Origin of the sequence: Balneicella halophila (assembly GCF_003096835.1) — a bacterium.
GTDB lineage: Bacteria > Bacteroidota > Bacteroidia > Bacteroidales > Balneicellaceae > Balneicella > Balneicella halophila.
Genome location: NZ_QENZ01000003.1, coordinates 779278 through 806141 on the forward strand (window position 1 = coordinate 779278; position 26864 = coordinate 806141).

Sequence of the window (26864 nt, forward strand, 5' to 3'; positions counted from 1 at the left end):
AAAAGGATAACCACTGCAATTGGGGCTAATTATTAGTGTTTTATCACTGTTTGTTTTACAAATCTCATACTGAGCGTAGCGAAGTATCTCAAATCTTTTCAAGAGGGGAAAAGAGTTTTTTTTCTAATGTTTTTAGAGGTAGTCGAGAATTGACAATCTTTATAGATACTGTTGTCCATTAGTTTTTTTAATATTCTTTTATTTCGTTTGTTAATCAAATTAATCGTATGGTTCTTATATTGTCTATATTCATCTATTGTCTGTGGTAATGCTGGTCTACTAAAGTTGTCAAATGGTAATGAAAATTCAATTTGTTCATTTTGATTTATAAAGTCTTTTAAATGAAAGAATTCAATGTAACCTTTGAAATCAACAAACAGTTCAAAAAAGTCTTTGTAGTTCAATAATGTTTTAGAAAGGGGACTTTCTTCGTCTCTATATAAACGTCTTATACATTCCAATGTCAGATCAAATCTATCACAAATTATTCTGTTTACACCGCGGGCTTGGTTTATTGTAAAACCATTTTTTTTATGAGCAGGAAATACTATGTGACCACCGATAGTACGCACCTTAAATTTGAGTTCTTCTCGTTCCATTTCTGAAAGCCACCCTTTGAACTTATTTTGATATTTCCCGTCAAAATGCGGACACATTCTATCGCTTGACAGATTCATGCATAGATTGTTTTTTATTATTAACCTTCCATAACTATTACTTTTGATTTCTAATAAAAACGTTTTCCCGTTTGGTAACTCTTTACTCCACAAAAACTTATGTGCATTATATAATTTTTGACTGTCAGTATCTGGATCGCCACATTTACTGTCTTGTCGAAAGTCGAATTTAACATCAATTTCATTCATTCTTATATTCTATTTTCTCGATAGTAGGTAACTTACTTACATAAGACAATGTTAATAAAACCCATTCTATTTTGAGTGTTCTTGGTTAACCAAACAATAATACTTTAAGCTATTTACATGTAATTTAAGAGAGACCTTGAAAGCCTTGCGTAAATAAACAAAGTTTAGTTGTCGTGAAAAAAAGCATCACGAGTCTGTTCGGAAAGAAATTTCGGCAGACTCTTTTTGATGCTTTTAGACATCATAACATTTGTTTTAGCAACGCTTTCACAGTCTTGAGTTTTTGGTTCGTTTTGGGTCAAGCGAAAACGAACGTATAAAAAAGAGATGCTTCACTATCGTTCAGCTTGACAGTAATTTTTTTGTCTCCCTTTACGGGGGGGGGGAGTTAAAGAGGTTGATAAATCTGTAAAATTACCCAGTATTAAAACAACATAAAAACATTTTTCTAATGTTTTTGAAAAGCGTATCTTTGTGCGTGAAATACATTTTAAAGTTTTGGTTGTGTTTCGCTTGTATATTTCCATAATAAGGTTGGAAGTTTCTACGATTAACCGAATATTAATCACTACAAGCGAAATGTTTTTTCGACAGAGGTCGAATTTGATGTTTCGTTTGTGGTAAAAGAAAAATAATGAACGTCAGAGTATTTATTGAAAAACGTCCTGACTTTGCGATTGAAAGTCAAAAGCTATATGAGGAACTGTCTGCTTTCTCATCCATAAAAGAGCTAAAAGTATATACCATTTACGATTTGTTTGAAACAACGAAGCAAGAAGCGGAAGGCATTGTTCAAAGAGTTTTAGCTGATAACGTTACAGATATCATACATTGGGAGCAACCACAAGCCGAACACGCATTTGCTATAGAAAGTCTACCAGGACAATACGACCAGCGCGCAGATTCAGCATTGCAATGTGCCCGATTAATATACCCTCAAACTCAAGTTCAGATTACAAGCGGGCAATTGCTGACATTTGCAGGAGTAGCAGAAAATGAACTCTCCAAGATTAAAGATTTTTGCATCAATACAGTAGAATCAAGAGAGAAAGACCTTAATGAATTGTCCTTACAAAAAGCAAAACAACCCGATGCCGTAAAGGACTTAGATGATTTTATTGAACTTTCTGAGGATGAAATAAAAAGCTATACCAAGGAAAATGGCTTAGCAATGGGAGCTGATGATTTGCTCTTTATTCAAGATTTTTTCAAAAAAGAACAAAGAAATCCAACGGAAACAGAATTAGCCGTATTAGATACCTATTGGTCAGACCATTGTAGACACACGACTTTTGAAACAGAACTTTCTGAAATTCAGATTTCGGGGCAATTCGAAAAAACGATTCAAAGTATATTGGAGCGTTATTTAGAAATGAGAAAGTTTTTAGGCAGAGAGCAACGACCAGTTACTTTGATGGATTTAGCAGTTATTGTTGCTAAATATTTACATAAAGAAGGCAAATTAGACGACTTAGTAATATCTGATGAAATCAATGCTTGTACGATTGAAGTGCCAGTAAAGGTTGACGGAAAAGACGAAGAATGGTTGTTGTTATTTAAAAATGAAACACACAATCATCCTACAGAAATAGAGCCTTTTGGTGGAGCATCAACTTGCATTGGTGGAGCAATTCGCGACCCATTATCTGGTCGTGCATTTGTTTACCAAGCAATGCGAGTCACAGGTGCAGCAAACGTAAAAGAACCCATCAGTGAAACTTTGGAAGGAAAACTCCCGCAAAAGAAAATAACAAAAGAAGCGGCACATGGGTACAGTTCTTACGGAAATCAAATAGGATTAGCCACTACGCACATTTCAGAAGTTTATGACGAAGGTTATAAAGCAAAACGTATGGAAGTTGGAATGGTTGTGGGGGCCGTGCCTAAAGATTGGGTACGCAGAGAAAAGCCGGAAGCCGGAGATAAAATCATTTTATTAGGAGGTAAAACCGGACGCGATGGTTGCGGTGGTGCTACAGGGTCATCCAAAGAACACAATGCTGATGCTATCAAGGAGATGAGTACGGAAGTACAAAAAGGAAATGCCGTAGAAGAACGAAAAATTCAGCGTTTTTTTAGAAATAAAACAGTAACTCAACTGATAAAAAAATGTAATGATTTTGGTGCAGGAGGTGTTTCAGTAGCTATTGGTGAGTTGGCTGATGGTTTAGACATTGATTTGGATAAAGTTCCTGTAAAATATAAAGGACTTAATGGAACAGAATTGGCAATCTCTGAGTCACAAGAACGTATGGCTGTCGTTGTCGAAGATGCTAATGTAAAGTCATTCATAGAATTAGCGACGAAAGAAAATCTACAAGCAACGGTAGTTGCTGAGGTCACAGATACCAATCATCTTAGAATGTATTGGAAAGGAGATAAGATTGTAGATTTAAATAGAGACTTTTTAGATACCAATGGTATTCATAAAAAAGCTCAAGCAAGGATTGACTCTCCAGAGTATCCGAATCCACTCGAAAAGGTTCCTGAATTTAATGAAGAAAATATCAAGAAGCATTTTGAATCCTTAAACGGAGGTTCACAAAAAGGACTTTCGCTGTTATTTGATAGTTCTATTGGAACCAGCACTGTTTTGATGCCTTATGGAGGACGTTATCAAGAAACGCCGGCTGAAGGAAGTGTGCAGAAGTTACCAATGACAGGAAAAAGCAAGACGAATACAGTAAGTATTGCATCTTGGGGATTTCATCCAGAGATTTCAAAATGGAGTACAGTTCACGGAGGAGCTTATGCCGTTGTTGAGTCCATTGCAAAAGTTGTAGCAATGGGTGGCGATTACAAAAAGATACGCTTTAGTTTTCAAGAATATTTTAGAAAGTTAGGGAACGACCCTAAGAATTGGGGATTACCATTGGGGTCTTTATTGGGAGCATTTGCTATGCAAGATGGCTTTGAGTTGGCTGCCATTGGGGGTAAAGATAGTATGTCAGGAACATTTCATGATTTACATGTGCCACCTACACTCATTTCGTTCGCCGTGGCAACAGAAGATGTTAAGAATGTTGTTTCTTCTGAATTTAAAGCACCGGATGAATACATTTATCTGCTTTCGCACGAAGCTAAAGAAGATTTTATGCCAGATGTTGAACAATTGGAGCAAAATTTTGAACTGATTACCGATTTGGCACATCAAGGCAAAATAACGGCAGCAATGACCGTGAAGGATGGTGGAGTGGCAAGCACATTAGCTAAGATGAGTTTCGGTAACAGAATTGGCTTTGAGGTAAATGAGAATGGTGCTTCTTTACAATTAGCCATAGGAAGTGTTGTTATTTCATCAAAAGAAAAATTAGATGATAAGTCTTTAATTTATTTAGGAAAAACTACTGACAGTTCTAAACTTATTTTCAATAATGAAGAAATGTCACGTTGTCCGTTGATGCATAGTTACCAGCGAACATTTGATGATGTATTTCCACGTAAAACGAACGAAAAAGGTTTGGTCAATTTCCCTGTTTCAGATAAAAAATTGAATTTTCATCCATCAAAAGTAGCTACACCAAAAGTGTGTATCCCAGTTTTTCCAGGAACAAATTGCGAATATGATACTCAACGTGCTTTTGAGAGAGAAGGAGCAACAACAGAATTTGTTGTTTTCAATAATCAAAGCCCACAAGCTATAGAGGAATCCTTGGTAGCTTTAGAAAATAGTTTAGAATCATCACAGATATTGATGTTGAGTGGTGGCTTCAGTGCCGGCGATGAGCCTGACGGTTCTGCAAAATACATTGTTTCCATATTGCGTAGTCAGCGAATAGCTACAGCAATTCAACGCTTCTTAGAAAAAGATGGACTGATTTTAGGAATCTGTAACGGTTTTCAAGCACTGATGAAAAGCGGACTGCTACCTTATGGAGATATGCGTACACTAACTCAAGATTCTCCAACATTAACTTTCAATAGTATGGGGCAACACCTCTCCATGATGAGTGATGTTGAGATTGCAAGCGTTGCTTCACCTTGGTTGTATAATGACAAAGTGGGGGATATTTACACGATTCCAATTTCACACGGAGAAGGTCGTTTCTATGCGAATGATAAGGTTTTAAACGATTTGTATGATGAAGGGCAAGTAGGAACTCGCTACGTCGATGAAAATGGCAAAGCAACAATGAAGTCGCCGTACAATCCGAATGGTTCAGTAGGAGCTATTGAGGGAATTATTTCTCCTTGTGGTAAAATATATGGACGTATGGGGCATCCAGAAAGGTATGAAGAAGGATTATTTAAAAATATACCGACAGCAAAATATCACAATATTTTCAAGAGTGGTGTAGATGCTTTGAAATAAACTTGGATTATACAAAGATAGAGTTAGATTTACTCTATAATCTATCTAAAATTAAATATTAAAATTATGAAATTGATAATTAAAATTGCAGGAATCCTAATTATAAGTTTTCTTATAACACAATGCAAGAAGGAGCAGAATGCTCAAAATCAAAATACGGTAAATGCAGAGATTAAAGGACTAAAAAATGGTGATTTAGTAGTTTTCGCATTAGGTTCATATAATGATCGTCAAGAAAAAATTGACAGTGTTTTATACGATGGATCTTCAGATGATTTTACATTTCAGACACAAGGGAAAGATGTAGCAGCAACGATATACGTAGTTCCTGAAGGAGAAGTCTATAATATCAAAGACAAAAACAAATTATATTTTTTCTTAGAAGGATATTCGACAATAGATATTGAAGCGGATGCGAATAGTCTCATGTATGCTGAAATATCTGGTGGTATTTATGACAAACCAGAGCTGAAAGAAATTAAAAAGTACCAAGAAAAGACTTGGGAATTAGAGAAACAAGCTAAGAGTATGTTGAATGAAACGCAACAAGAGGGTTGGGATAACACTAAGAATGCTGACGTGTTGAGGCGAGCTGATAACATCATGAAAAAAGCTGATACAATTCAGAGTTCAGAAGTTAGCAGGCTAGAAAGAGAATTTGTAAATAATAATCCTGATATAGCTTACTCAGCAGAATTATTGTATGGAGATACATATTTCAAAGAAAACGCAACTGCTGATGAGTTTGAGCGTGTTTTTATGAATTTATCTGAGAGAGTAAGACGCACCAGAGTGGGGAAAACTGTTTATGAACTGATGTTGGCAAAGAAACTTACTCAACTTGGCGAGCAAGCACCATCTTTTAATGTGAAAACAGTTAAAAATACTAAAGTAAGTTTAGACGATTTGAGAGGTAAGTATGCTCTTATCTGTTTCTGGGAAACTTGGGAGGACTGTATGTTATTTGGCTTGAATTTAAAAGGGAAGAAACTTAGAAGTAAAGTAGATAATAACAAACTAGCGGTGCTTAACATTATAGCGTCGGATCAAGGCTACTATGACTACAGAGCTCCTAAAATTGGTCCAAATTGGATGTTTTCAATAGACTTAGATAGAAGTGTTTTTAGAACTTATGGTGTACTGCATTCACGCACGTATTTTTTGTTAGATAGCAATGGGATGATATTCATGAAAGGTGAGCTTAATAATGAGTCGATTGAAGCGATTAATAAGGAAGTGTATTAAAGTAGTTGATATAGAGTTAAGAACGTTCTCTATAGTAATATAGTAACTAATTTGAAATAAATAATAAAGATAAAATGAAAGTAGCAATTATATTTGGGAGTATATCCGATAAAGAAGTAATGGCAAAGGCAGCACGTTGTCTTGAGGAATTTGGCGTTTTTTATGAAGCGTATGCTATCTCTGCACATCGTCTTCCAGAGGTATTAGGTGAGAAGTTGAAAGAATTTGAGCACAATGGAGTAGAGGTAATTATTGCCGGAGCTGGATTGGCTGCTCACTTACCTGGAGTCGTAGCTTCAAAAACAACAATACCAGTGGTTGGTGTGCCACTAAAAGGAGCTTTAGAAGGAGTCGATGCTCTTTATTCTATAGTACAGATGCCTAAAGATATTCCTGTGGCTACTGTTGGTATTAATAATGCTCGTAACGGTGCATTTTTAGCTTTGCAGATATTGGGTGTTAAATATCCCGAGATTAAAGAAAAAGTAGCAAAATATCGTAAAGAGATGGTTGCTAAATTAACTGAAGAAATTAATCAAACTCTATAAAAAAACGAACCATGGCAACAGCAACTAAAGGCGAATTCTTATATGAAGGTAAAGCCAAACAAATTTATGCAACTAATAACCCTAATCAGGTAATTATTCACTATAAAGATGATGCTACGGCATTTAATGCTGAGAAGAAAGGCAGTGTTCAAGATAAAGGGGTGTTAAATAATGAAATAACAACTTTAATCTTTAACTATCTAGAATCTCAAGGAATCAAAACACACTTCATTGAAAAATTGAATGAAAGAGAGCAACTATGTGAAAAGGTAACAATCTTACCTTTGGAAGTTATTGTTCGTAATGTGATTGCAGGCAGTATGGCAAAGCGTCTTGATATTGAAGAAGGAACAAAACCTTCCAATACGATCTTTGAAATTTGCTATAAAAGAGATGATTTAGGTGATCCTTTAATCAATGATGACCATGCTGTAGCCCTCGGAGCTGCTACCTATGAGGAATTGGAGCATATGTATAAAGTGACCGCAAAAATCAATGATTTACTAAAAGAACATTTCTTGAAAGAAGATATTATTTTGGTTGATTTTAAAATTGAGTTCGGTAAAAACAGTGAAGGAGAAATCGTCTTAGCAGATGAAATTAGTCCTGATACATGCCGTTTTTGGGATAAAAATACCATGAAAAAGTTAGATAAAGATCGTTTCAGAAGAGATTTGGGTGATGTAAGAGAGGCTTATGTTGAAATTCTGTCACGTTTAACAAAGTAAAGATTTAAATAATGAACGCTGTTTATCAGAGTTCTTTAATTATAGAAAATAAGTTTCGAGAGGGAAATCAATGAGTGATGAACTTAAACACGAATGTGGAATTGCTTTAGTAAGACTGCTAAAGCCTTTAGAATATTATAAAGAAAAATACGGAACCGCTTTTTATGGTATCAATAAAATGTATTTATTGATGGAAAAACAGCATAATCGAGGTCAAGATGGAGCCGGCTTAGCGTCTATTAAATTTGATATGCCACCAGGCAGTCGCTATATTAGTCGTGTGCGCTCGAATGATGCTACGCCCATTCAGCACATTTTTACACAAATCAATGATCGAATCAATCAAGGATTGTCAGAACACCCAGATTTAGCAAATGATGTTGCATGGCAAAAAGAAAATCTTCCTTATATCGGTGAATTGATCTTAGGTCATGTTCGGTATGGTACTTATGGAAAAAACAGCATAGAAAGCGTTCATCCCTTTTTGCGTCAAAATAATTGGATAACTCGAAATTTGATATTGGCAGGGAACTTTAACATGACCAATGTTTCCGAGCTGTTTGAGCAATTGGTGGATTTAGGGCAACACCCTAAAGAAAAAGCTGATACGGTGACGATTTTGGAGAAAATTGGACACTTTTTAGATACTGAGGTAGAGGAGCTCTATGAAGAAGCAAAGTCTAAAAATATCTTTAAAAAGGAAGCAACACCATACATTGCAGAACATATTAATGTTGAACGCATATTGAAGAAAGCATCAAAACATTGGGATGGTGGCTACGCTATTGCTGGTTTAATGGGACATGGTGATTGTTTTGTATTGCGTGACCCTGCTGGTATCCGCCCTGCCTATTACTACCATGATGATGAGGTCATGGTGGTAGCATCAGAGCGTCCTGTTATTCAAACAGCATTTGATGTGCCTTATGAGACAGTGCATGAGATTCCTCCAGGAAATGCTTTGATAACAAAGAAAAATGGAGAAATACAGCTAAGAGAAATCTTAAAACTTTTGGAACGTAAAAGCTGTTCTTTTGAACGCATTTATTTCTCAAGAGGTAGCGATGCTGAAATATATAAAGAGCGTAAAATGTTAGGACGCCTGTTGGTGGAGCAAGTGATGGATAAAGTCTCTTATGATACCGTAAATACCGTTTTTTCTTATATTCCTAATACCGCTGAAACGGCTTTTTCGGGGTTAGTAGCAGCTGCTATCGATGTGCTAAACGTTCAAAAAAATGATACCATTCTCAGAGAAAAGGAAGGTCTTACCGATGAGCGCCTTTCAGAAATTTTGTCACAACGATTAAGAGTAGAGAAAATTGCAGTAAAAGATGTCAAACTACGTACTTTTATTACTGAAGATAGCAGTCGTGACGATTTAGTGGCTCATGTATATGATGTGACGTATGGAATTGTGAATAAAACAGACTCTTTAGTAGTAGTCGATGACAGCATTGTTCGAGGAACTACTTTAAAAAAGAGTATTCTCAAAATGTTAGATAGATTGAGTCCAAAAAAGATTGTAGTCGTTTCTTCGGCTCCACAAATTCGTTATCCAGACTGTTATGGAATTGATATGGCTCGGCTAGAAGATTTTGTGGCATTTCAAGCCATGTTAGCATTGTTAAAGGATTCAAATCAGTATCACAAGGTTAGTGAAGTTTATGAGAAGTGTAAGAAACAAGAATTACTGCCAGATGCTGAAGTTAGAAATTTTGTGAAAGAACTGTATGATTTATTCTCAGAGGAAGAAGTGTCAGATAAAATAGGAGAATTGTTGAGTAATGGAGAAATTAAATCAAAAGTGGAAGTGGTTTATCAAACGGTAGCTAATTTACATAAGGCCTGTCCTAAGAATTTAGGAGATTGGTATTTTACGGGTGATTATCCTACGCCAGGTGGCAATCGGGTGGTAAATAAAGCCTTCATTAACTTTGTAGAAGGGCGTAAAGATAGAGCATATTAAAAAAATGAGTCATCTATAATGATGAAAGGGAGCTGTTATGATTTTTTAACAGTTCCTTTTTTATTTTTGATATGTTATGCGATATATCTGTTGAATGTTTTTCTAAAATTGTATATCTTTAAACCACAAAAAAATCAAATAAACAAATAAAACATTACATTATGCCAAAAGGAATTTACAAAGTACCGACACCTAAGAATGAACCGGTAAAATCATATGCACCTGGTTCGCCTGAAAGAGCAGAATTACAAGCAAAGGTTAAGGAACTGCGCTCTAAAGAAATAGAGGTGCCAAATTATATTGGAGGTAAAGAAGTATATACCGAGAAGAAAGTGGCAATGCATCCGCCCTATGATATCAAGCATACTTTGGGACATTATCATCAAGGGGGTAAAGAGGAGCTGAATTTAGCAATTGATGCAGCTTTAGAAGCCAAGCCAGCTTGGGAAGCTTTGTCATGGGAGCATAGAGCTTCTATTTTCTTAAAGGCAGCAGATCTTATTGCAGGACCATATCGTCAAAAAATGAATGCAGCTACAATGTTGGCGCAGTCTAAAAATGCATTTCAAGCAGAGATTGATTCAGCTTGTGAGATTATAGACTTTTTGAGATTTAATGTAAAATATATGACTGAGATTTATGCTCAGCAACCAGAGTCATCAGACGGAGTATGGAATCGCGTAGAACAACGTCCTTTAGAAGGTTTTGTTTTTGCATTAACGCCGTTTAACTTTACAGCTATTGCAGGAAACTTGCCAACTTCAGTTGCGATGATGGGGAATACCGTTGTGTGGAAAGCATCACGTTCAGCGATTTACTCTGCAAATGTACTGATGGAAGTATTCAGAGAAGCTGGATTACCTGATGGAGTTATCAATCTCGTACATGTATCAGGAAGTGTCGCTTCCGATGTTATCTTCTCACATCCTGACTTTGCCGGAATCCATTTTACAGGATCTACTGAAGTATTCCAAACAATATGGAAAACAATTGGAAACAATATCCATAATTATAAAACCTATCCAAGAATCGTTGGAGAGACAGGTGGTAAGGATTATATTTTTGCACATCCTTCAGCAGATGCAAAAGCCGTTGCTGTAGCGATGACCCGCGGTGCTTTTGAGTTCCAGGGTCAAAAATGTTCTGCAGCTTCTCGTGCCTATATACCGTCAAGTATGTGGTCTGATGTTAAAGAATACGTACTTGAAGATTTGAAGAATATAAAAGTAGGTTCACCAGAAGATTTTACCAATTTTGTGAATGCTGTCATTGATGAACCAGCTTTTGATAAGTTAGCAAAGGCAATAGATGATATAAAGGCATCTGAAGATGCTGAAATTATTGCAGGTGGTAGTTACGATAAGTCAGAAGGATATTTCATTGATCCAACAATTGTTTTAGCACATGATCCTCATTTCTTCAGTATGGAAGAAGAATTGTTTGGACCTATTTTGACAGTCTATGTATATGAAGATAAAGAGCTTGACAAAACATTAGATATATTGGATAATACCTCAATGTACGCATTAACTGGAGCTATCTTTTCACAATGTCGTTATGGAATTGAGAAATTGACTAAGCGTTTAAGAAATACAGCAGGTAACTTTTATATCAATGACAAACCAACTGGAGCAGTTGTAGGTCAACAGCCATTTGGTGGAGCAAGAGGTTCTGGTACCAATGACAAAGCAGGTTCTATGATTAACCTATTGCGCTGGGTGTCACCAAGAACAATCAAAGAGACTTTCGTTCCAGCTAAGGATTATATGTATCCAAACTTTCAGCCTGATAGCGAGTAGTTTCATTTTGTAGCTTAACAATTAAAAGCAGTATCTTTTTTCAAGATACTGCTTTTGCTTTTAGGCTAAATATGTATCTTTGTGATATGAACGTGAAGAAGATATTCAGAAAAAAACATATTAATATAGCTAAGTATGCTATTGTGGCTTTAGTTTTTATTATATGGGTTGGCTTCTTTGATAATCATAATTTTAAGGAACAGTTCAAATACCAGATGAAAATTAATGATTTAGAAGAGGAGAAAGAGTATTATTTAAAGAAAATAAGGGAAGATAGCACAAGGTTATCAGAGTTAAATACGAACGACGAGAACCTAGAGAAGTATGCTCGTGAAAAATACTATATGAAGAAGAAAGGGGAAGAAATATTTCTTGTGAAAGAGAAAAATGAAGACTAAAGATATTCTTTGCCAATTTAAGTATTGTGTATTACTTAACTTTTTTTACATTTGTACTGTGTAATAGACCTAAAAACAATTAATTGATTAGAGAATGGAAGCAACAAAATCGGAAGGAAGAGGAAGAGACGATATTTTTTCAAAGGTAGTGAGAGCGGGTAGAAGAACGTATTTCTTTGATGTAAAGGCTACACGTAATGATGATTACTATCTTACACTTACAGAGAGTAAAAAAAACACTCAAGAAGATGGAACAGTGCACTATGAAAAGCACAAAGTTTTTCTTTATAAAGAGGATTTTGACAAGTTTGTAGATGGTTTGACTGAAGCAATCAGTTATATCAAAGAACATAAGGGAGATGATGAGTCAGCAGTCCAAGCAGTCCAGTCTGATGAAGCAAGCACAGAAAATAAACCTGAATCTGAAACAGAAAACGATACTTATTCAGCAGGAATAAGCTTCGACGATTTATCAAAATAACAGATATGTTAAATACTTAAAATAAGTTTAGCATTCTTTCAAAACATAAGAATGCTTTTCTTTTTTATAAATACACTTCCTGCTTTCATAATATAATTGTTACAATGATCTCAAAGTAGCCTCTTATTTCTCTAACTGCTTAAATTGTAATTATTTTCATAATAAATTTGCGAGGTTAGTAAATGATTACTACCTTTGCACGGCAAAATAGACAGGATTTTCCAATGTGATTTGGGTACAAAAACCTTGTCCTATAAGGGGATAAGAAGTCATTTGTATCCTGTTTTTTGTACTTAAATTAGAGGATTTTTTTAAATTATTTATATGCCTACAATACAACAATTAGTAAGAAAAGGAAGAAAAAAGCTAGAGACTAAAAGTAAGTCTGCTGCTTTAGACGCCTGTCCTCAGAGACGAGGCGTATGTGTGCGTGTTTATACTACCACACCTAAGAAACCAAACTCTGCCATGCGAAAAGTGGCAAGGGTAAGACTCACGAATGGAAAAGAAGTGAATGCTTATATTCCAGGAGAAGGACATAACCTGCAAGAGCACTCTATAGTTCTCATCAGAGGAGGTAGGGTAAAAGATTTGCCAGGTGTACGTTATCATTTAGTGAGAGGTACATTGGATGCTGCAGGGGTTGCAGGAAGAACGCAACGTCGTTCTAAATATGGTGCAAAACGTCCTAAAGATGCGAAAAAATAAAGGTTGTTCCCCAATAAAGGTTGAGTAAATGCATTGCGCGTTGAAGACTAGCATAAGGGCAGCTTTAGTAGTGAATAACTTTATAATTATACAATGAGAAAATCAAAACCAAAAAAGAGAATTATTCTACCAGATCCTCGTTACAGTGATACGCTAGTAACGCAATTTGTCAATAATCTAATGTACAGTGGCAAGAAAAACCTTGCTTATGACATTTTTTACGGAGCATTGGATATTGTAGGCAATAAGATGCAAGACAAAGAAGAATCAGAATTAGAAATCTGGAAAAAAGCGTTGGAAAACGTAACACCACAAGTAGAGGTGAAAAGTAGAAGAATCGGTGGAGCAACATTTCAGGTACCAACTGAGATAAACCCTTCAAGAAAAGTTTCTGTAGGGATGAAGAACCTAATACTTTTCGCACGTAAGCGTTCAGGTCGTTCGATGAGTGAAAAATTAGCTGCAGAAATTTTAGCTGCATATAATGAAGAAGGTGCTGCTTACAAAAGAAAAGAAGATACCCATAAAATGGCTGAGGCCAATAGAGCATTTGCCCATTTTAGATTTTAATCAATAAAAAAAGGAAAGAAATAAAGCTTTATGGCTAAAAAAGATTTAAAATACAATAGAAATATCGGGATTATGGCCCATATTGACGCCGGTAAAACTACTACTACCGAGCGTATTCTGTATTACACGGGTATTAACCATAGATTGGGGGAGGTGCATGATGGTGCTGCAACTATGGACTGGATGGAACAAGAGCAAGAGCGTGGAATTACCATTACTTCCGCAGCAACTACTTGTTTTTGGAATTATAATGATGAAAAATATAAAATTAACATAATTGATACCCCAGGACACGTTGACTTTACCGTAGAGGTAGAGCGCTCATTGCGTGTGTTAGACGGTGCAATAGCTACTTTCTGTGCAGTAAGTGGTGTTGAGGCTCAGTCAGAGACTGTTTGGCGTCAGGCTAATAAGTATAAGGTGCCACGTGTCGGTTATGTGAATAAAATGGACCGTTCAGGAGCTAACTTTTTAAAAGTGGTTGCTGATATAAACGAAAAGTTAAAAGCTAATCCTATCCCATTGCAATTACCTATTGGGTCGGAAGATACATTTAAAGGTATTGTAGATTTGATAGAAATGAATGCTATCATTTGGCATGGTGAAGATGCTGGATTAACCTTTGAAACTGTTGATATCCCTGCCGACATGGTAGAGGAAGCTAATGAGTGGAGAGCTAAACTTGTGGAAGCTGTTGCTGAGCAGGATGATGAATTGCTAGAGCAATTCTTCGAGGATCCAGATTCTATCACATCAGATAGAATGTATGAGGTGATCCGTAAGGCTACAATTAGTATGGATATTGTTCCAATGTTATGTGGTTCTTCATTCAAGAATAAAGGAGTACAACGTTTGTTAGATGCTGTTACAGCATTTTTGCCTTCTCCATTAGATGTAGAAGCAATTGTTGGAACTGAGCCAGGAACTGAAAATGAAATCCAACGTCAACCATCTGAAGATGAGCCGTTGACTGCATTGGCATTTAAAATTGCAACTGACCCATTCGTAGGTCGTTTATCTTTTATTCGTGTGTATGCAGGTAAGATTGAGTCTGGTTCTTATGTATATAACACTCGTACTGATAAGAAAGAGCGTATTTCACGTTTGTACCAAATGCACTCCAATAAACAAAATGCTATTGATGAATTAGCAGCTGGTGATATAGGTGCTGCAGTAGGTATTAAAGATGTGCGTACAGGTGATACTTTGTGTGACCAAAAAAATCCAATTGAATTGGAGTCAATGACTTTCCCAGAGCCAGTGATTGGTGTGGCAGTTGAGCCTCTTACTCAAAAAGATATGGACAAAATGTCTATGGCTTTAGGTAAGTTGTCTGAAGAGGATCCTACATTTAGAGTGAAAACTGATGAGGATTCTGGACAAACCGTTATTAGCGGTATGGGTGAGTTGCACTTAGAGATTATTATTGACCGTATGAAGCGTGAGTTCAAGGTTGAGTGTAATCAAGGAGCACCTCAGGTGGCTTATAAAGAAGCATTATCTACATCATACCGTCATAGAGAAGTTTTCAAAAAGCAATCTGGTGGACGTGGTAAGTTTGCTGATATTATCTTTACAATAAGCCCTGCAGATGAAGACTTTGAAGGAGATGGATTGCAATTTATTGATGAAGTAAAAGGAGGTAATATCCCTAAAGAATTTATTCCATCTGTAGAAAAGGGATTTAAGGAAGCGATGCAGAACGGTGTATTAGCAGGATATGAGATTGAAAGAATGAAAGTTGTTTTACATGATGGTTCATTCCACCCTGTCGATTCAGACCAGTTGTCTTTCGAGATGGCTGCAAAAATGGGTTTCAAAGCCGCTGCTGCACAAGCAAAACCTATTTTGTTAGAGCCTGTGATGAAGATGGAAGTTGTTACCCCAGAAGAATATATGGGTGATATTATAGGTGACCTAAACAAGCGTCGCGGACAAGTTGAAGGAATGGAAGGACGTGCTGGAGCACAAGTTGTAACAGCTAAAGTGCCTCTTTCTGAGCAGTTCGGTTATGTAACTGTTTTAAGAACACTTTCTTCAGGACGTGCCAGCTCATCAATGGAATTTGATAGCTATGTGGAAGTGCCTAAAGGAATCGCGAAAGAAGTAGTTGAAAATGCAAAAGGAAGAGCAGATTTGCTTTAAAAGTAAACAGATAGTATTATGAGCCAAAAAATTAGAATAAAATTAAAGTCATACGATCATAATTTGGTGGACAAATCTGCTGAAAAGATCGTGAAAACTGTAAAAACAACAGGTGCTGTAGTAAGTGGTCCAATTCCATTACCTACTCACAAAAGAATTTTCACAGTATTACGTTCAACATTTGTGAACAAGAAATCAAGAGAGCAATTTGAGCTTTCTTCATATAAAAGATTAATTGATATCTACAGCTCGACAGCCAATACAATAGATGCGTTGATGAAATTGGAATTGCCGAGTGGTGTAGAAGTTGAAATTAAAGTTTAATTAATAAACAAGAGTTAAAAAATGCCAGGATTATTAGGTAAAAAAATTGGAATGACTTCTGTCTTCGATGAAGAAGGTAGAAATATTCCATGTACGGTGATTGAGGCTGGACCTTGTGTAGTTACTCAAGTGAAAACTGAGGAGACTGACGGGTACAAAGCTTATCAATTGGCATATGGCGAGAAGCGAGAGAAGGTAACTTCTAAGCCTATGCAAGGACACTTCAAGAAAGCAAACACAACACCTAAACATTTTGTTGGTGAGTTTGCAGGATTCTTGAAAGATTATCAGCTTGGAGATCAAGTTGGTATCGAAATTTTTGAAAACGTTCCATTTGTTGATGTCGTAGGTACATCAAAAGGTAAGGGATTTCAAGGTGTTGTAAAACGTCACGGTTTCCGTGGTGTTGGTGATAAAACTCACGGACAGCATAACAGATTGAGAGCACCCGGTTCTATTGGAGCATCCTCATGGCCATCTAGAGTATTCAAAGGAATGCGTATGGCTGGTCAAACAGGAAATGAGCGAGTAAAAGTACAAAACTTACGGGTTTTAAAATTAATTCCTGAAAGTAACTTATTAGTAGTGAAAGGTTCTGTACCCGGAAGTAAAGGTTCATACATAATTATAGAGAAGTAATGGAGTTAGTAGTATTTGATGTAAAAGGGAAAGAGACTTCAAAGAAAGTTAATCTCAATGATGAAATCTTTGCAATCACACCGAACACTCACGCTATTTATTTAGATGTGAAACAATACTTGGCAAATCAACGTCAAGGTACACATAAATCAAAAGAGCGTGCAGAAATTTCAGGAAGTACCGTAAAGATTAAGAGACAAAAAGGTACAGGTACTGCTCGTGCGGGTAGTATTAAAAGTCCTATTTTTAGAGGAGGAGGTCGTGTTTTCGGTCCTCGCCCAAGAAATTATGGTTTCAAACTGAACACCAAGTTAAAGCAATTGGCAAGAAAGTCAGCTTTAGCTATCAAAGCAGGAAAAGAAGCTATTAATGTAGTAGAAGATCTTCAGTTAGATGCACCAAAGACAAAATCAATGGTACAAATGACTAAGAGTTTTGGAGTAGAAGGTAAGAGAGTGCTTTACGTGACAGCTGATATCGACAAGAATGTTTATTTATCATCACGTAATTTGCAAAATGTACAAGTAGTAAATGTCAATGATTTAGCTACTTATGACATTATGAAAGCATCGGCTGTATTCTTTTCAGAGAGCTCTGTAGAGGGATTGGATAAACTTTTCAAACTTTAAACTAAGGAGAAGTCATGGAGATAATTATTAAGCCGATAATAACAGAACAATTGTCTGAACAAGCTGAAACACTAAACCGTTACGGTTTTGTTGTAGCTAAAGAGGCAGACAAAGGACAGATAAAGAGAGCGGTAGAGAAAAAGTATGGTGTGAAAGTTACAGCTGTAAATACGATGATCGTAGGAGGTAAGAGAAAATCACGCTTTACTAAAGCCGGTATGATAACAGGAAGTACAAACTCCTATAAGAAAGCACTGGTTACAGTAGCAGCAGGAGATATTATTGATTTTTATAGCAATATTTAAAAGTAGAGATGGCTATTAGAAAACTAAAACCAACAACACCCGGGCAAAGAGGAAAAGTGATCAGTGACTTTGCTCAGCTTACACAAGGTAATGCTCCGGAAAAGTCATTGTTGTCGAAAAAGAGTAAAACCGGTGGACGGAATAGCTCTGGTCGTATGACAATGAGATATATCGGGGGAGGTCACAAGAAACGTTATAGAGTAATTGACTTTAAAAGAGACAAAGACAACGTTCCAGCAAAAGTTGCTTCTATTGAGTATGACCCAAATAGAACAGCACGTATTGCATTGTTGAACTACGCAGATGGAGAAAAAAGATATATTTTAGCTCCGCTTAATTTGGCAGTAGGTGCAACAGTACTCTCAGGAGAAAAAGTAACTCCTGATGTAGGAAATGCAATGGAATTAGGATCTATACCTTTAGGTACAATTGTTCATAACATCGAACTCAGACCTGGACAAGGTGCTGTAATGGCACGTAGTGCAGGGACATATGCGCAACTAGTTTCAAGAGAAGGGAAGTATGCACTTCTGAAATTGCCTTCAGGTGAGACTCGTTTAGTATTAAAAACATGTAGAGCTACAATTGGAACCGTATCCAATGCAGAGCATTTCTCAACTCGTTCTGGTAAAGCAGGACGTTCACGTTGGTTAGGTCGCAGACCTCGCGTACGTGGTGTAGCAATGAACCCTGTGGATCACCCAATGGGTGGAGGTGAAGGACGTGCATCTGGAGGACATCCAAGATCACGTAAGGGAGTATTAGCGAAAGGGTATAAAACTCGTGCTAAGAAAAAAGCTTCAAGTAAGTACATTGTAGAAAAACGCAAAAAATAAGCTAAACTATGAGTCGTTCATTAAAAAAAGGACCGTTTATTGATTTTAAGCTCGAAAGAAAAGTGCTTAAAATGAATGATGAAGGCAAAAAAACAGTAGTAAAGACTTGGGCTCGTCGCTCAATGATTTCTCCTGATTTTGTAGGTCATACAATAGCAGTACATAATGGAAATAAATTTATTCCAGTTTATATTACCGAAAATATGGTCGGTCATAAACTTGGAGAATTTGCTCCAACACGTACTTTTAGAGGTCACGCAGATAAGAAAAAGAAATAAAGCGTGAGTGACTTTTAATACGTAATATTTACAAATTATGGGAAAGAGAAAGAAAGAAAGTGCAAAAAAACTAAAAGAGGCAAGGAAGAAAGTTTCCTTTGCAGTCTTGAGAAATAATCCCACCTCACCACGCAAAATGCGATTGGTAGCAGATATGGTAAGAGGAATGGAAGTGATGCGTGCATTAGATGTGTTGAAATACAACTCACGTGAAGCTTCTGGTAAAGTTGAAAAACTTTTACGTTCAGCCATTGCTAATTGGGAGCAAAAAAATGAAGGAGAAACTCCAGAAGAGAGTGGACTTTACATTAAAGAGATAAAAGTGGATGAAGGACGTATGTTAAAAAGACTACGCCCAGCACCACAAGGAAGAGCACACAGAATTCGTAAAAGATCGAATCACGTGACGCTTGTATTAGGAAGTACAACTGATAATAATATAAACGGATAATATGGGACAGAAAGTAAATCCTATTGCCCACAGACTAGGTATCATAAAAGGATGGGACTCTAATTGGTACGGAGGTGATGACTATGGTGATAAGTTGGTAGAAGACCAAAAGATTAGAAAATATCTTGATGTTCGTCTAGCAAAAGCAAGTGTTTCTAAAATTATTATAGAACGCACACTAAAACTTGTTACTGTAACTATTCACACGGCTCGTCCCGGTATTATTATCGGTAAAGGAGGTTCTGAAGTAGACAAGTTGAAAGAAGAGTTGAAGAAGCTAACTAAAAAGGAAGTTCAAATCAACATCTTCGAGATAAAAAGACCAGAATTGGATGCACGATTAGTAGCTACTAATATTGCACGTCAAATCACCGGACGCGTATCATACCGTAGAGCAGTTAAGATGGCTATTGCCTCTGCAATGCGTATGGGAGCTGAAGGTATTAAAATCCAAATTTCAGGTCGTTTGAATGGAGCAGAAATGGCGCGTTCTGAAATGTACAAAGAAGGACGTACTCCATTACATACTTTTAGAGCAGACATCGACTATGCTTTAGCTGAAGCCCTTACGACTTATGGTCTTTTGGGAGTGAAAGTATGGATATGCAAAGGAGAAGTATATGGTAAACGTGATCTTTCGCCTAACCTCAATAGCGGTGACAAAGGTGGTAGAAAAGGTGGCAGACGTGGTGGAAGACCAGGTGCCCGTGGTGGTGAGCGTAGAGGTAGAAGAAAATAAGAATCACAGCTAAAACAGAAAGACAATGTTACAGCCAAAAAGAACCAAATATAGAAGAATGCAGAAAGGCCGAATGAAGGGGAATGCCCAAAGGGGTAATCAACTTGCATTTGGAACTTTCGGAATCAAATCATTGGAGTCCAAATGGATCACTGGACGCCAAATAGAAGCAGCCCGTGTTGCTGTTACGCGTTATATGCAGCGTCAAGGACAAATCTGGATACGTATCTTCCCTGACAAACCTATTACTAAAAAACCTGCAGAGGTTCGTATGGGTAAAGGTAAGGGATCACCAGAAGGATTTGTAGCCCCAGTTACGCCCGGCAGAATTTTATTCGAAGCCGATGGGGTACCTTATGAAGTAGCTAAAGAAGCTTTACGTCTCGCTGCACAAAAATTACCAGTAACTACAAAGTTTGTAGTAAGACGTGATTATGTTGAAAACTCAAAAGAATAGAAAATTATGAAAAATTCAGAAATTAGAGAGTTATCGACTGCCGACTTGCAAGATAGATTGTTGAACGAACAAGAGCAATTATCTAACTTGAAATTTGATCACGCTGTATCACCTCTTGAAAATCCTACGCTTATAAAGGCTACACGCAGAAATGTTGCCCGGATTAAGACAGAGTTGAACGCAAGAAAATTAGCTGAAAAATAAGCAGGAGATGGAAAAGAGAAATTTGAGAAAAGAACGTATAGGTGTGGTAGTAAGCAACAAAATGGATAAAACCATAGTTGTTGAAGTTCGCTGGAAAGAGAAGCACCCTATCTATGGTAAGTTTATGAGTAAAACACGAAAATTCACCGCACACGACGAAGCTGAAACATGTGGAGAAGGAGATACCGTTAAAATAATGGAAACTCGTCCACTCAGTAAGACAAAGCGTTGGAGATTCGTTGAAATAATTGAAAGAGCTAAATAATCATGATACAGTCAGAAAGTAGATTAGCGGTAGCAGATAACACAGGAGCAAGAGAAGTACTTTGTATTAGAGTATTAGGCGGTACTAGAAAGCGTTATGCTTCAGTAGGTGATAAAATTGTTGTAACAGTTAAATCAGCTATTCCTAAAAGTACAGCCAAAAAAGGTACTGTAACTAAAGCAGTTGTTGTGAGAACGAAAAAAGAAATCAGACGTAAGGATGGTTCTTATATCCGTTTTGATGATAATGCGGTAGTACTTTTAAATGCTGCTGATGAAATGAGAGGAACCCGTATTTTTGGGCCTGTACCTCGTGAACTCAGAGAAGGTTATATGAAGATTGTGTCATTAGCACCTGAAGTATTATAAACAATAATAAAGAAAGGAAGAACAATGACTAAATTACATATAAAGAAAGGTGACCAAGTGGTAGTTATCGCTGGTAACCATAAAGGAGAAAAAGGGGAAGTGTTAAAAGTAATCGTTGACCAACAACGTGCTATCGTTGATGGTGTTAACATTATTTCAAAACACACTAAACCCAATGCAGAAAACCCTCAAGGAGGAATAGTTAAGCAAGAAGCACCTATTCACATATCGAACTTAATGTTGATAGATCCTAAGTCTGGTGAAGGAACACGTGTAGGACGTAAAGAAGTAGAGACTGATGGAAAGAAACATTTAGTAAGATTTGCTAAAAAATCAGGGGAGGAAATTAAGTAATGGAGAAATATATACCAACACTAAGAACTAAATATAACGAGGAGGTAATTCCTGCTTTGCAAAAGGAATTCGGTTACAAAAACGTAATGGAAGTACCTCGTTTAGAGAAAATAGTAGTGAACCAAGGTATTGGTCAAGCCATTGCAGACAAGAAAGTAATGGAGTATTCTCTTAAAGAGATTACAGCTATTACCGGACAGAAAGCACAGACGGCCTACTCTACAAAAGACGTTTCTAACTTTAAGTTGCGTAAAGGTATGCCAATTGGTACATATGTAACCTTACGTAAGAACAATATGTATGAGTTTACTGAAAAGTTAATTCATATCGTATTACCACGTATTAGAGACTTTAGAGGTATCAATAATAAACTTGATGGTAGAGGAAACTATACTTTAGGTATCAAAGAGCAAGTAATCTTCCCTGAAATTTCACTTGATGAAGTTCACAAGATTATGGGTATGAATATTACCTTCGTAACAACTGCAAAGACAGATGAAGAAGGAATAGCATTATTGAGAGAATTAGGATTACCATTTAAAAAGTAAGAGAAAAAGATGGCAAAAGAATCAATGAAAGCACGTGAGAAGAAGCGTGAAAAATTAGTAGCAAAGTATGCAGCAAAGCGTGCTAAGCTAAAAGCGGAAGGAGACTACGTTGGTCTTAGTCTTTTACCTAAAAACTCTTCAAGAGTACGTTTACACAACCGTTGTAAAATTACAGGTAGACCTAAGGGATATATGAGACAATTTGGTATCAGCCGTATTCAGTTTAGAGAAATGGCTTCTCAGGGATTAATTCCTGGAGTAAAGAAAGCAAGTTGGTAAACTATTAATTAAGAACAAAGACTAATGACAGATCCAATTGCAGATTATTTGACCAGATTACGTAATGCTATTATGGCAGGACACAGGGTATTAGATGTCCCAGCGTCAAATATGAAAAAAGAGATGACCAAAATCTTAAAAGATAAAGGTTATATATTGAATTATAAATTTGAAGATGACGGAGTACAAGGAAATATTAAAATAGCTTTGAAATATCATCCAAAATCAAAAGCACCTGCTATTAAGGGGCTGAAGAGAATCAGTAAACCAGGATTGAGAAAATACGTGGGTTCTGAAGATCTTCCAAGGGTTTTGAATGGTTTAGGTATTGCAATACTTTCCACTTCCCAAGGTGTTATCACAGACAAAGAGGCTCGTGATAAGAAAATCGGAGGAGAAGTGCTTTGTTATGTATATTAATCAATAGAAAGTAAAAAACAATGTCAAGAATAGGAAATGCACCCATAGAGGTTCCACAAGGGGTCGATATTACTATAGATGAAACAGGAAATGAAATCATAGTAAAAGGTCCCAAAGGTGAACTGAAACAAGAATTGGGCGATGGAATTACCGTCTCTTTAGAAGATGGTATACTTACTATAAAAAGATCAACTGATCAGAAAGATCATAAATCTAAGCATGGTTTATATAGATCATTGATTAATAATATGGTAGAGGGCGTATCTAAAGGTTTTGTGTTAAAGCAAGAACTTGTAGGTGTCGGTTTTCGTGCTGTAGCCAAAGGACAGATATTAGAGATGTCTTTAGGATATTCACACCCTATCCATATAGAGTTGGCGAAAGAAATCAAAGTGACTGCTGAAACAGAGAAGCGTGGTAACCCTATTATTACTTTAGAGAGTTGCGACAAACAACTGTTAGGACAAGTAGCTGCTAAGATTCGTTCTTTCCGTGTACCTGAACCTTACAAAGGAAAAGGTATTAAGTTTCTGGGCGAAGAACTTCGCAAAAAAGCAGGTAAGTCTGCAAGTGTTTAATTTGAGAGTAACAGATATATCATGGCTTTATCAAAAGAGGAAAGAAGACAAAGAATTAAATATAGAATTAGAAAAAAAGTTTCAGGGACTGCTGAGCGTCCACGATTATCCGTTTTTCGTTCTAACAAGCAGATTACTGCTCAACTAATAGATGATAGTGAAGCTAAAACTTTAGCATATGTTTCATCATTAGATAAAGGAATTGTAGAAAAAAAAGGGACTAAAATCGAGATTGCTGAGAAAGTTGGTGCCGCTATTTCTAAGAAAGCACAAGATGCCGGTATTACCGAAGCGGTTTTCGATAGAAATGGATATTTATATCACGGACGCGTGAAAGCATTAGCAGAAGCAGTACGTAAAGCAGGACTAAAACTATAAAACTATGGCTAGAGAGACAAAAAGAGAAATAAGACCTACTGATGCGGAATTGAAAGACCGTTTAGTAGCTATTAATAGAGTAACGAAAGTAACTAAAGGTGGTAGAACTTTCAGTTTTTCAGCTATCGTTGTTGTAGGTGATGAGAACGGTTTAGTAGGCTGGGGCCTTGGAAAAGCCGGTGAGGTAGCTACTGCTATCGCTAAAGGTGTAGAGTCTGCAAAGAAAAACTTGATAAAAGTACCTGTACACAAAGGTACTGTACCTCATGAGCAATATGCCCGTTACGGAGGAGCAAGTGTATTTTTGAAGCCTGCTTCACACGGTACAGGAGTGGTAGCCGGTGGTGCGATGCGTGCTGTGTTAGAGAGTGTTGGTGTAACTGATGTTTTGGCGAAGTCTAAAGGATCATCTAACCCTCACAACTTAGTAAAAGCTACAATTCAAGCATTGAGTGAAATGCGTGATGCACGTATGGTTGCTGAGCACAGAGGAGTGTCTTTAGACAAAGTGTTTAACGGATAATTTTTTAGAAAATAATGGGAAAAATCAGAATAACACAAGTAAAAAGTCGAATAGGAGCTGAAAAAAGTCAAAAAGCAACTTTAGATGCTCTAGGACTTAAGAAGATGCACTCTACAGTAGAGCACGATGCTTCGCAGCAAATATTAGGTATGGTTGTAAAAGTACAACACTTAGTAAGAGTTGAGGAAGTAAAGTAACACGAGAGTACTTATAGATCGAATAGAAAAAAAGACAATAACAATGGAGTTACATAACTTAAAACCTGCAGAAGGCTCTGTAAAAAACAAAAAACGTATCGGACGTGGACAAGGTTCAGGTAGAGGTGGTACTTCTACACGTGGACACAAAGGAGCAAAATCTCGCTCAGGCTATTCTAAAAAGATTGGTTTCGAAGGGGGACAAATGCCGATTCAGCGTCGTTTACCAAAATTTGGTTTTAACAACCCAAGCAGAGTAGAATATAAAGTAATCAATGTTGATGTACTGCAAGACCTTGCAGAGAAAAAGAACATCACTATGATTGACAAAGCAGTACTTCATGAAGTAGGCTTGGTGGCTAAGAAAGATTTAGTGAAAATTTTAGGAAATGGAGCCATTTCTAAAAAATTAGAAGTGAGAGCTGATAAGTTTTCAAAATCTGCAAAAGAAGCTATTGAGGCTGCAGGAGGAACTGTAGTAGAATAAAAAAGACCTAAGAAACGATGAGAAAATTTATAGATACCATTAAAAATATCTGGAGTATCCCTGAACTAAGAGACCGTATTTTGATTGCATTAGCACTCGTTATGGTTTATCGTTTGGGAGCTCATGTTGTACTCCCTGGGGTAGATGTAGATGCAATTAGTGGAGCATTACAAAAACAGTCTGATGACAATGGTTTGTTAGACCTTATTAATATGTTCTCCGGAGGTGCATTTGCCAATGCATCTATTTTTGCATTAGGAATCATGCCCTATATCACAGCTTCTATTGTGATACAATTGATGACTATAGCTGTACCTTACTTTCAACGTTTACAGAAAGAAGGAGAGAGCGGAAGGCGTAAGATCACGCAAATTACGCGTTATTTGACCGTTTTAATATTATTAGTTCAAGGTTCTGCCTATATCTATAATATTAATGCACAAGCGCCGAATGCTATAGCTATAGACCCAACTATGTTTAAAATATTATCAGCCATCTGTCTTACAGCAGGCTCTATGTTTGTGATGTGGTTAGGAGAGAAAATTACAGACAGAGGTATTGGTAATGGTATATCTATAATAATTATGATTGGTATTATTGCACGATTGCCTCAGGCAATCGTGCAAGAAATCTCTACAAAATTTGCAGGGGGCACAGGTGGTCCTATTGTATTTATCCTAGAGATGGTAGTTCTATTCTTAATTTTCATCTTTTCTATTATGCTAATACAAGCCATTAGAAAAGTGCCTTTACAGTATGCCAAAAGACTTACTGGAAATGCTCAATTTGGTGGAGCAAGACAATACATCCCATTGAAATTGAATGCTGCAGGTGTGATGCCAATCATCTTTGCACAGGCAATTATCATGTTACCGATGTATCTATTACGTTTTACACAAGGAACTGAAATGCAAGAATCATGGTTGAATAGCTTCTTGCTGTCATTTACTGATATCAAAGGCTTTACCTACAACTTTGTGTTTTTCCTATTGATTGTAGCATTTACTTATTTTTATACAGCTATAACTGTAAATCCTACACAAATAGCAGAGGATTTAAAGAAGAATGGCGGTTTTGTGCCTGGAGTAAAACCAGGGAAGAATACTGCAAACCATTTAGATATGATTATGTCTAAGATCATTCTTCCAGGTGCTATTTTCTTAGGTATTATTGCAATACTTCCAGCTTTCGCTATGATTGCCGGAGTTGATCAAGGATTTGCAATGTTCTTTGGAGGGACATCACTGCTTATCTTAGTTGGTGTAGTATTAGATACATTACAGCAAATTGAAAGCTATTTGTTAATGAGGCACTACGATGGTCTGCTGAAATCAGGTAAAACCCGATAGCACACTATTGTAAATGAGGAAGTTTGGATAATTTTTTGTTTCTTTGCAAAATATTTTATTAAAATAATAAGAATTTAAAAACAAGAAGTAAATAAAAGTATGGCAAAACAAGCATCTATAGAACAAGATGGAACAATCATTGAAGCACTTTCTAACGCTATGTTTCGTGTAGAGTTAGAGAATGGTCATGAAATTACTGCACACATTTCGGGTAAAATGAGAATGCACTACATTAAGATATTACCAGGAGATCGTGTAAAGGTAGAAATGTCGCCTTACGATTTATCCAAAGGAAGAATTACATTTAGATATAAAACAAAATAAGATATGAAAGTAAGAGCCTCTGTGAAAAAACGCAGTGAAGAGTGTAAGATCGTAAGACGCAAAGGACGTCTTTACGTAATTAACAAAAAGAATCCACGTTTTAAGCAACGTCAAGGATAATTTAGAGACAAATAAAAGTTAAATTTATAAAATAACCAGATTT

At 36.6% G+C, this 26864-nt stretch carries 36 protein-coding genes and 1 riboswitch; of the genes, 35 read left to right on the top strand and 1 reads right to left on the bottom strand.

Going from position 1 to position 26864, the window contains the following annotated elements:
* Positions 1-98: 98 nt before the first annotated feature.
* The gene (locus C7377_RS03410; protein WP_116495914.1) at positions 99-866 is read right to left on the bottom strand and encodes a DUF6994 family protein; all 768 of its coding nucleotides are present in this window, start codon (positions 864-866) and stop codon (positions 99-101) included.
* Between the two features lie 493 nt (positions 867-1359).
* Positions 1360-1457: riboswitch (purine riboswitch) on the top strand.
* Between the two features lie 43 nt (positions 1458-1500).
* Here C7377_RS03410 and C7377_RS03415 point away from each other — a divergent pair.
* From C7377_RS03415 to ykgO, 35 genes are all read left to right on the top strand, one after another.
* Positions 1501-5178 carry a phosphoribosylformylglycinamidine synthase gene (locus C7377_RS03415; RefSeq protein WP_116495915.1) on the top strand — a complete coding sequence of 1226 codons (3678 nt, stop codon included), beginning with the start codon at positions 1501-1503 and terminating at the stop codon, positions 5176-5178.
* 66 nt (positions 5179-5244) lie between these two features.
* A complete protein-coding gene (locus tag C7377_RS03420) occupies positions 5245-6423 on the top strand; it encodes a TlpA family protein disulfide reductase (RefSeq protein WP_116495916.1) in 1179 nt (392 codons plus the stop codon).
* 74 nt (positions 6424-6497) lie between these two features.
* Positions 6498-6971 (top strand): 5-(carboxyamino)imidazole ribonucleotide mutase, encoded by a 474-nt coding sequence (gene purE / locus C7377_RS03425; protein ID WP_116495917.1) that lies wholly within the window; start codon positions 6498-6500, stop codon positions 6969-6971.
* 11 nt (positions 6972-6982) lie between these two features.
* On the top strand, positions 6983-7699 hold the full coding sequence (purC, locus tag C7377_RS03430) for a phosphoribosylaminoimidazolesuccinocarboxamide synthase (protein ID WP_116495918.1): 717 nt from the start codon (positions 6983-6985) through the stop codon (positions 7697-7699).
* 70 nt (positions 7700-7769) lie between these two features.
* On the top strand, positions 7770-9668 hold the full coding sequence (locus tag C7377_RS03435) for an amidophosphoribosyltransferase (protein WP_116495919.1): 1899 nt from the start codon (positions 7770-7772) through the stop codon (positions 9666-9668).
* A gap of 161 nt (positions 9669-9829) precedes the next feature.
* Positions 9830-11467: an L-glutamate gamma-semialdehyde dehydrogenase gene (gene pruA, locus C7377_RS03440; protein WP_116495920.1), complete on the top strand. Its 1638-nt coding sequence runs from the start codon at positions 9830-9832 to the stop codon at positions 11465-11467.
* Positions 11468-11553: 86 nt separating this feature from the next.
* Positions 11554-11865, top strand: coding sequence for an FtsB family cell division protein (locus C7377_RS03445; RefSeq protein WP_165806840.1), 312 nt, complete (start codon positions 11554-11556; stop codon positions 11863-11865).
* A gap of 94 nt (positions 11866-11959) precedes the next feature.
* On the top strand, positions 11960-12346 hold the full coding sequence (locus C7377_RS03450) for a DUF3276 family protein (protein WP_116495922.1): 387 nt from the start codon (positions 11960-11962) through the stop codon (positions 12344-12346).
* 324 nt (positions 12347-12670) lie between these two features.
* Complete coding sequence (gene rpsL / locus C7377_RS03455) at positions 12671-13054, top strand: 30S ribosomal protein S12 (protein ID WP_116495923.1); 384 nt, start codon at positions 12671-12673, stop codon at positions 13052-13054.
* 93 nt (positions 13055-13147) lie between these two features.
* On the top strand, positions 13148-13624 hold the full coding sequence (gene rpsG, locus C7377_RS03460; RefSeq protein ID WP_116495924.1) for a 30S ribosomal protein S7: 477 nt from the start codon (positions 13148-13150) through the stop codon (positions 13622-13624).
* A gap of 30 nt (positions 13625-13654) precedes the next feature.
* Positions 13655-15769, top strand: a complete 2115-nt coding sequence (gene fusA / locus C7377_RS03465) for an elongation factor G (protein ID WP_116495925.1) — start codon at positions 13655-13657, stop codon at positions 15767-15769.
* A gap of 18 nt (positions 15770-15787) precedes the next feature.
* Complete coding sequence (gene rpsJ, locus C7377_RS03470; RefSeq protein WP_116495926.1) at positions 15788-16093, top strand: 30S ribosomal protein S10; 306 nt, start codon at positions 15788-15790, stop codon at positions 16091-16093.
* Positions 16094-16114: 21 nt separating this feature from the next.
* A complete protein-coding gene (rplC, locus tag C7377_RS03475; protein WP_116495927.1) occupies positions 16115-16732 on the top strand; it encodes a 50S ribosomal protein L3 in 618 nt (205 codons plus the stop codon).
* The gene (gene rplD, locus C7377_RS03480; protein ID WP_116495928.1) at positions 16732-17361 is read left to right on the top strand and encodes a 50S ribosomal protein L4; all 630 of its coding nucleotides are present in this window, start codon (positions 16732-16734) and stop codon (positions 17359-17361) included. Before rplC ends, rplD begins: the two co-directional genes overlap by 1 nt.
* A gap of 14 nt (positions 17362-17375) precedes the next feature.
* Positions 17376-17666 (top strand): 50S ribosomal protein L23, encoded by a 291-nt coding sequence (gene rplW, locus C7377_RS03485; RefSeq protein ID WP_116495929.1) that lies wholly within the window; start codon positions 17376-17378, stop codon positions 17664-17666.
* Positions 17667-17674: 8 nt separating this feature from the next.
* Positions 17675-18502, top strand: a complete 828-nt coding sequence (gene rplB / locus C7377_RS03490; protein WP_116495930.1) for a 50S ribosomal protein L2 — start codon at positions 17675-17677, stop codon at positions 18500-18502.
* 8 nt (positions 18503-18510) lie between these two features.
* Positions 18511-18780: a 30S ribosomal protein S19 gene (gene rpsS / locus C7377_RS03495; protein ID WP_116495931.1), complete on the top strand. Its 270-nt coding sequence runs from the start codon at positions 18511-18513 to the stop codon at positions 18778-18780.
* Between the two features lie 37 nt (positions 18781-18817).
* A complete protein-coding gene (rplV, locus tag C7377_RS03500; protein ID WP_116495932.1) occupies positions 18818-19231 on the top strand; it encodes a 50S ribosomal protein L22 in 414 nt (137 codons plus the stop codon).
* A 1-nt stretch (position 19232) separates the two neighbouring features.
* On the top strand, positions 19233-19970 hold the full coding sequence (rpsC, locus tag C7377_RS03505) for a 30S ribosomal protein S3 (protein ID WP_116495933.1): 738 nt from the start codon (positions 19233-19235) through the stop codon (positions 19968-19970).
* Positions 19971-19995: 25 nt separating this feature from the next.
* Positions 19996-20427, top strand: coding sequence for a 50S ribosomal protein L16 (gene rplP / locus C7377_RS03510; RefSeq protein WP_116495934.1), 432 nt, complete (start codon positions 19996-19998; stop codon positions 20425-20427).
* A gap of 6 nt (positions 20428-20433) precedes the next feature.
* Entirely contained in the window at positions 20434-20631 is a 198-nt protein-coding gene (rpmC, locus tag C7377_RS03515) for a 50S ribosomal protein L29 (RefSeq protein ID WP_116495935.1), read from the top strand.
* A 7-nt stretch (positions 20632-20638) separates the two neighbouring features.
* On the top strand, positions 20639-20896 hold the full coding sequence (gene rpsQ, locus C7377_RS03520; protein WP_116495936.1) for a 30S ribosomal protein S17: 258 nt from the start codon (positions 20639-20641) through the stop codon (positions 20894-20896).
* Positions 20897-20898: 2 nt separating this feature from the next.
* The gene (gene rplN / locus C7377_RS03525) at positions 20899-21264 is read left to right on the top strand and encodes a 50S ribosomal protein L14 (RefSeq protein ID WP_116495937.1); all 366 of its coding nucleotides are present in this window, start codon (positions 20899-20901) and stop codon (positions 21262-21264) included.
* Positions 21265-21288: 24 nt separating this feature from the next.
* Positions 21289-21618: a 50S ribosomal protein L24 gene (gene rplX / locus C7377_RS03530; RefSeq protein WP_116495938.1), complete on the top strand. Its 330-nt coding sequence runs from the start codon at positions 21289-21291 to the stop codon at positions 21616-21618.
* Entirely contained in the window at positions 21618-22166 is a 549-nt protein-coding gene (rplE, locus tag C7377_RS03535; RefSeq protein ID WP_116495939.1) for a 50S ribosomal protein L5, read from the top strand. Before rplX ends, rplE begins: the two co-directional genes overlap by 1 nt.
* 9 nt (positions 22167-22175) lie before the next feature.
* Complete coding sequence (gene rpsN, locus C7377_RS03540) at positions 22176-22445, top strand: 30S ribosomal protein S14 (RefSeq protein ID WP_116495940.1); 270 nt, start codon at positions 22176-22178, stop codon at positions 22443-22445.
* Between the two features lie 24 nt (positions 22446-22469).
* Entirely contained in the window at positions 22470-22865 is a 396-nt protein-coding gene (gene rpsH / locus C7377_RS03545; RefSeq protein ID WP_116495941.1) for a 30S ribosomal protein S8, read from the top strand.
* Between the two features lie 20 nt (positions 22866-22885).
* Entirely contained in the window at positions 22886-23443 is a 558-nt protein-coding gene (rplF, locus tag C7377_RS03550) for a 50S ribosomal protein L6 (protein WP_116495942.1), read from the top strand.
* 21 nt (positions 23444-23464) lie between these two features.
* Positions 23465-23821: a 50S ribosomal protein L18 gene (rplR, locus tag C7377_RS03555; protein ID WP_116495943.1), complete on the top strand. Its 357-nt coding sequence runs from the start codon at positions 23465-23467 to the stop codon at positions 23819-23821.
* Between the two features lie 4 nt (positions 23822-23825).
* Entirely contained in the window at positions 23826-24344 is a 519-nt protein-coding gene (gene rpsE / locus C7377_RS03560; RefSeq protein ID WP_116495944.1) for a 30S ribosomal protein S5, read from the top strand.
* A gap of 14 nt (positions 24345-24358) precedes the next feature.
* On the top strand, positions 24359-24541 hold the full coding sequence (gene rpmD, locus C7377_RS03565; RefSeq protein ID WP_116495945.1) for a 50S ribosomal protein L30: 183 nt from the start codon (positions 24359-24361) through the stop codon (positions 24539-24541).
* Between the two features lie 43 nt (positions 24542-24584).
* Complete coding sequence (rplO, locus tag C7377_RS03570) at positions 24585-25028, top strand: 50S ribosomal protein L15 (protein WP_116495946.1); 444 nt, start codon at positions 24585-24587, stop codon at positions 25026-25028.
* Positions 25029-25045: 17 nt separating this feature from the next.
* Positions 25046-26377 carry a preprotein translocase subunit SecY gene (gene secY / locus C7377_RS03575; protein ID WP_116495947.1) on the top strand — a complete coding sequence of 444 codons (1332 nt, stop codon included), beginning with the start codon at positions 25046-25048 and terminating at the stop codon, positions 26375-26377.
* Positions 26378-26476: 99 nt separating this feature from the next.
* Entirely contained in the window at positions 26477-26701 is a 225-nt protein-coding gene (gene infA, locus C7377_RS03580; protein WP_116495948.1) for a translation initiation factor IF-1, read from the top strand.
* Positions 26702-26704: 3 nt separating this feature from the next.
* Positions 26705-26821, top strand: coding sequence for a type B 50S ribosomal protein L36 (ykgO, locus tag C7377_RS03585; protein WP_116495949.1), 117 nt, complete (start codon positions 26705-26707; stop codon positions 26819-26821).
* Positions 26822-26864 lie beyond the last annotated feature (43 nt).

Coding starts and splice junctions, on each gene's coding strand:
- rplX (WP_116495938.1), top strand. CDS start 21,289: ATGACTAAATTACATATAAAGAAAGGTGACCAAGTGGTAGTTATCGCT.
- rplW (WP_116495929.1), top strand. CDS start 17,376: ATGGAGATAATTATTAAGCCGATAATAACAGAACAATTGTCTGAACAA.
- rplF (WP_116495942.1), top strand. CDS start 22,886: ATGTCAAGAATAGGAAATGCACCCATAGAGGTTCCACAAGGGGTCGAT.
- rpsH (WP_116495941.1), top strand. CDS start 22,470: ATGACAGATCCAATTGCAGATTATTTGACCAGATTACGTAATGCTATT.
- rpsN (WP_116495940.1), top strand. CDS start 22,176: ATGGCAAAAGAATCAATGAAAGCACGTGAGAAGAAGCGTGAAAAATTA.
- rplN (WP_116495937.1), top strand. CDS start 20,899: ATGATACAGTCAGAAAGTAGATTAGCGGTAGCAGATAACACAGGAGCA.
- ykgO (WP_116495949.1), top strand. CDS start 26,705: ATGAAAGTAAGAGCCTCTGTGAAAAAACGCAGTGAAGAGTGTAAGATC.
- C7377_RS03415 (WP_116495915.1), top strand. CDS start 1,501: ATGAACGTCAGAGTATTTATTGAAAAACGTCCTGACTTTGCGATTGAA.
- rpsJ (WP_116495926.1), top strand. CDS start 15,788: ATGAGCCAAAAAATTAGAATAAAATTAAAGTCATACGATCATAATTTG.
- rplD (WP_116495928.1), top strand. CDS start 16,732: ATGGAGTTAGTAGTATTTGATGTAAAAGGGAAAGAGACTTCAAAGAAA.
- rpsQ (WP_116495936.1), top strand. CDS start 20,639: ATGGAAAAGAGAAATTTGAGAAAAGAACGTATAGGTGTGGTAGTAAGC.
- rplC (WP_116495927.1), top strand. CDS start 16,115: ATGCCAGGATTATTAGGTAAAAAAATTGGAATGACTTCTGTCTTCGAT.
- pruA (WP_116495920.1), top strand. CDS start 9,830: ATGCCAAAAGGAATTTACAAAGTACCGACACCTAAGAATGAACCGGTA.
- rpsL (WP_116495923.1), top strand. CDS start 12,671: ATGCCTACAATACAACAATTAGTAAGAAAAGGAAGAAAAAAGCTAGAG.
- C7377_RS03445 (WP_165806840.1), top strand. CDS start 11,554: ATGAACGTGAAGAAGATATTCAGAAAAAAACATATTAATATAGCTAAG.
- rpmC (WP_116495935.1), top strand. CDS start 20,434: ATGAAAAATTCAGAAATTAGAGAGTTATCGACTGCCGACTTGCAAGAT.
- rplR (WP_116495943.1), top strand. CDS start 23,465: ATGGCTTTATCAAAAGAGGAAAGAAGACAAAGAATTAAATATAGAATT.
- rplP (WP_116495934.1), top strand. CDS start 19,996: ATGTTACAGCCAAAAAGAACCAAATATAGAAGAATGCAGAAAGGCCGA.
- rplO (WP_116495946.1), top strand. CDS start 24,585: ATGGAGTTACATAACTTAAAACCTGCAGAAGGCTCTGTAAAAAACAAA.
- rpsC (WP_116495933.1), top strand. CDS start 19,233: ATGGGACAGAAAGTAAATCCTATTGCCCACAGACTAGGTATCATAAAA.
- rpmD (WP_116495945.1), top strand. CDS start 24,359: ATGGGAAAAATCAGAATAACACAAGTAAAAAGTCGAATAGGAGCTGAA.
- rpsS (WP_116495931.1), top strand. CDS start 18,511: ATGAGTCGTTCATTAAAAAAAGGACCGTTTATTGATTTTAAGCTCGAA.
- rpsG (WP_116495924.1), top strand. CDS start 13,148: ATGAGAAAATCAAAACCAAAAAAGAGAATTATTCTACCAGATCCTCGT.
- rplV (WP_116495932.1), top strand. CDS start 18,818: ATGGGAAAGAGAAAGAAAGAAAGTGCAAAAAAACTAAAAGAGGCAAGG.
- C7377_RS03435 (WP_116495919.1), top strand. CDS start 7,770: ATGAGTGATGAACTTAAACACGAATGTGGAATTGCTTTAGTAAGACTG.
- rplB (WP_116495930.1), top strand. CDS start 17,675: ATGGCTATTAGAAAACTAAAACCAACAACACCCGGGCAAAGAGGAAAA.
- purE (WP_116495917.1), top strand. CDS start 6,498: ATGAAAGTAGCAATTATATTTGGGAGTATATCCGATAAAGAAGTAATG.
- C7377_RS03410 (WP_116495914.1), bottom strand. CDS start 866: ATGAATGAAATTGATGTTAAATTCGACTTTCGACAAGACAGTAAATGT.
- secY (WP_116495947.1), top strand. CDS start 25,046: ATGAGAAAATTTATAGATACCATTAAAAATATCTGGAGTATCCCTGAA.
- C7377_RS03420 (WP_116495916.1), top strand. CDS start 5,245: ATGAAATTGATAATTAAAATTGCAGGAATCCTAATTATAAGTTTTCTT.
- C7377_RS03450 (WP_116495922.1), top strand. CDS start 11,960: ATGGAAGCAACAAAATCGGAAGGAAGAGGAAGAGACGATATTTTTTCA.
- infA (WP_116495948.1), top strand. CDS start 26,477: ATGGCAAAACAAGCATCTATAGAACAAGATGGAACAATCATTGAAGCA.
- rplE (WP_116495939.1), top strand. CDS start 21,618: ATGGAGAAATATATACCAACACTAAGAACTAAATATAACGAGGAGGTA.
- purC (WP_116495918.1), top strand. CDS start 6,983: ATGGCAACAGCAACTAAAGGCGAATTCTTATATGAAGGTAAAGCCAAA.
- rpsE (WP_116495944.1), top strand. CDS start 23,826: ATGGCTAGAGAGACAAAAAGAGAAATAAGACCTACTGATGCGGAATTG.
- fusA (WP_116495925.1), top strand. CDS start 13,655: ATGGCTAAAAAAGATTTAAAATACAATAGAAATATCGGGATTATGGCC.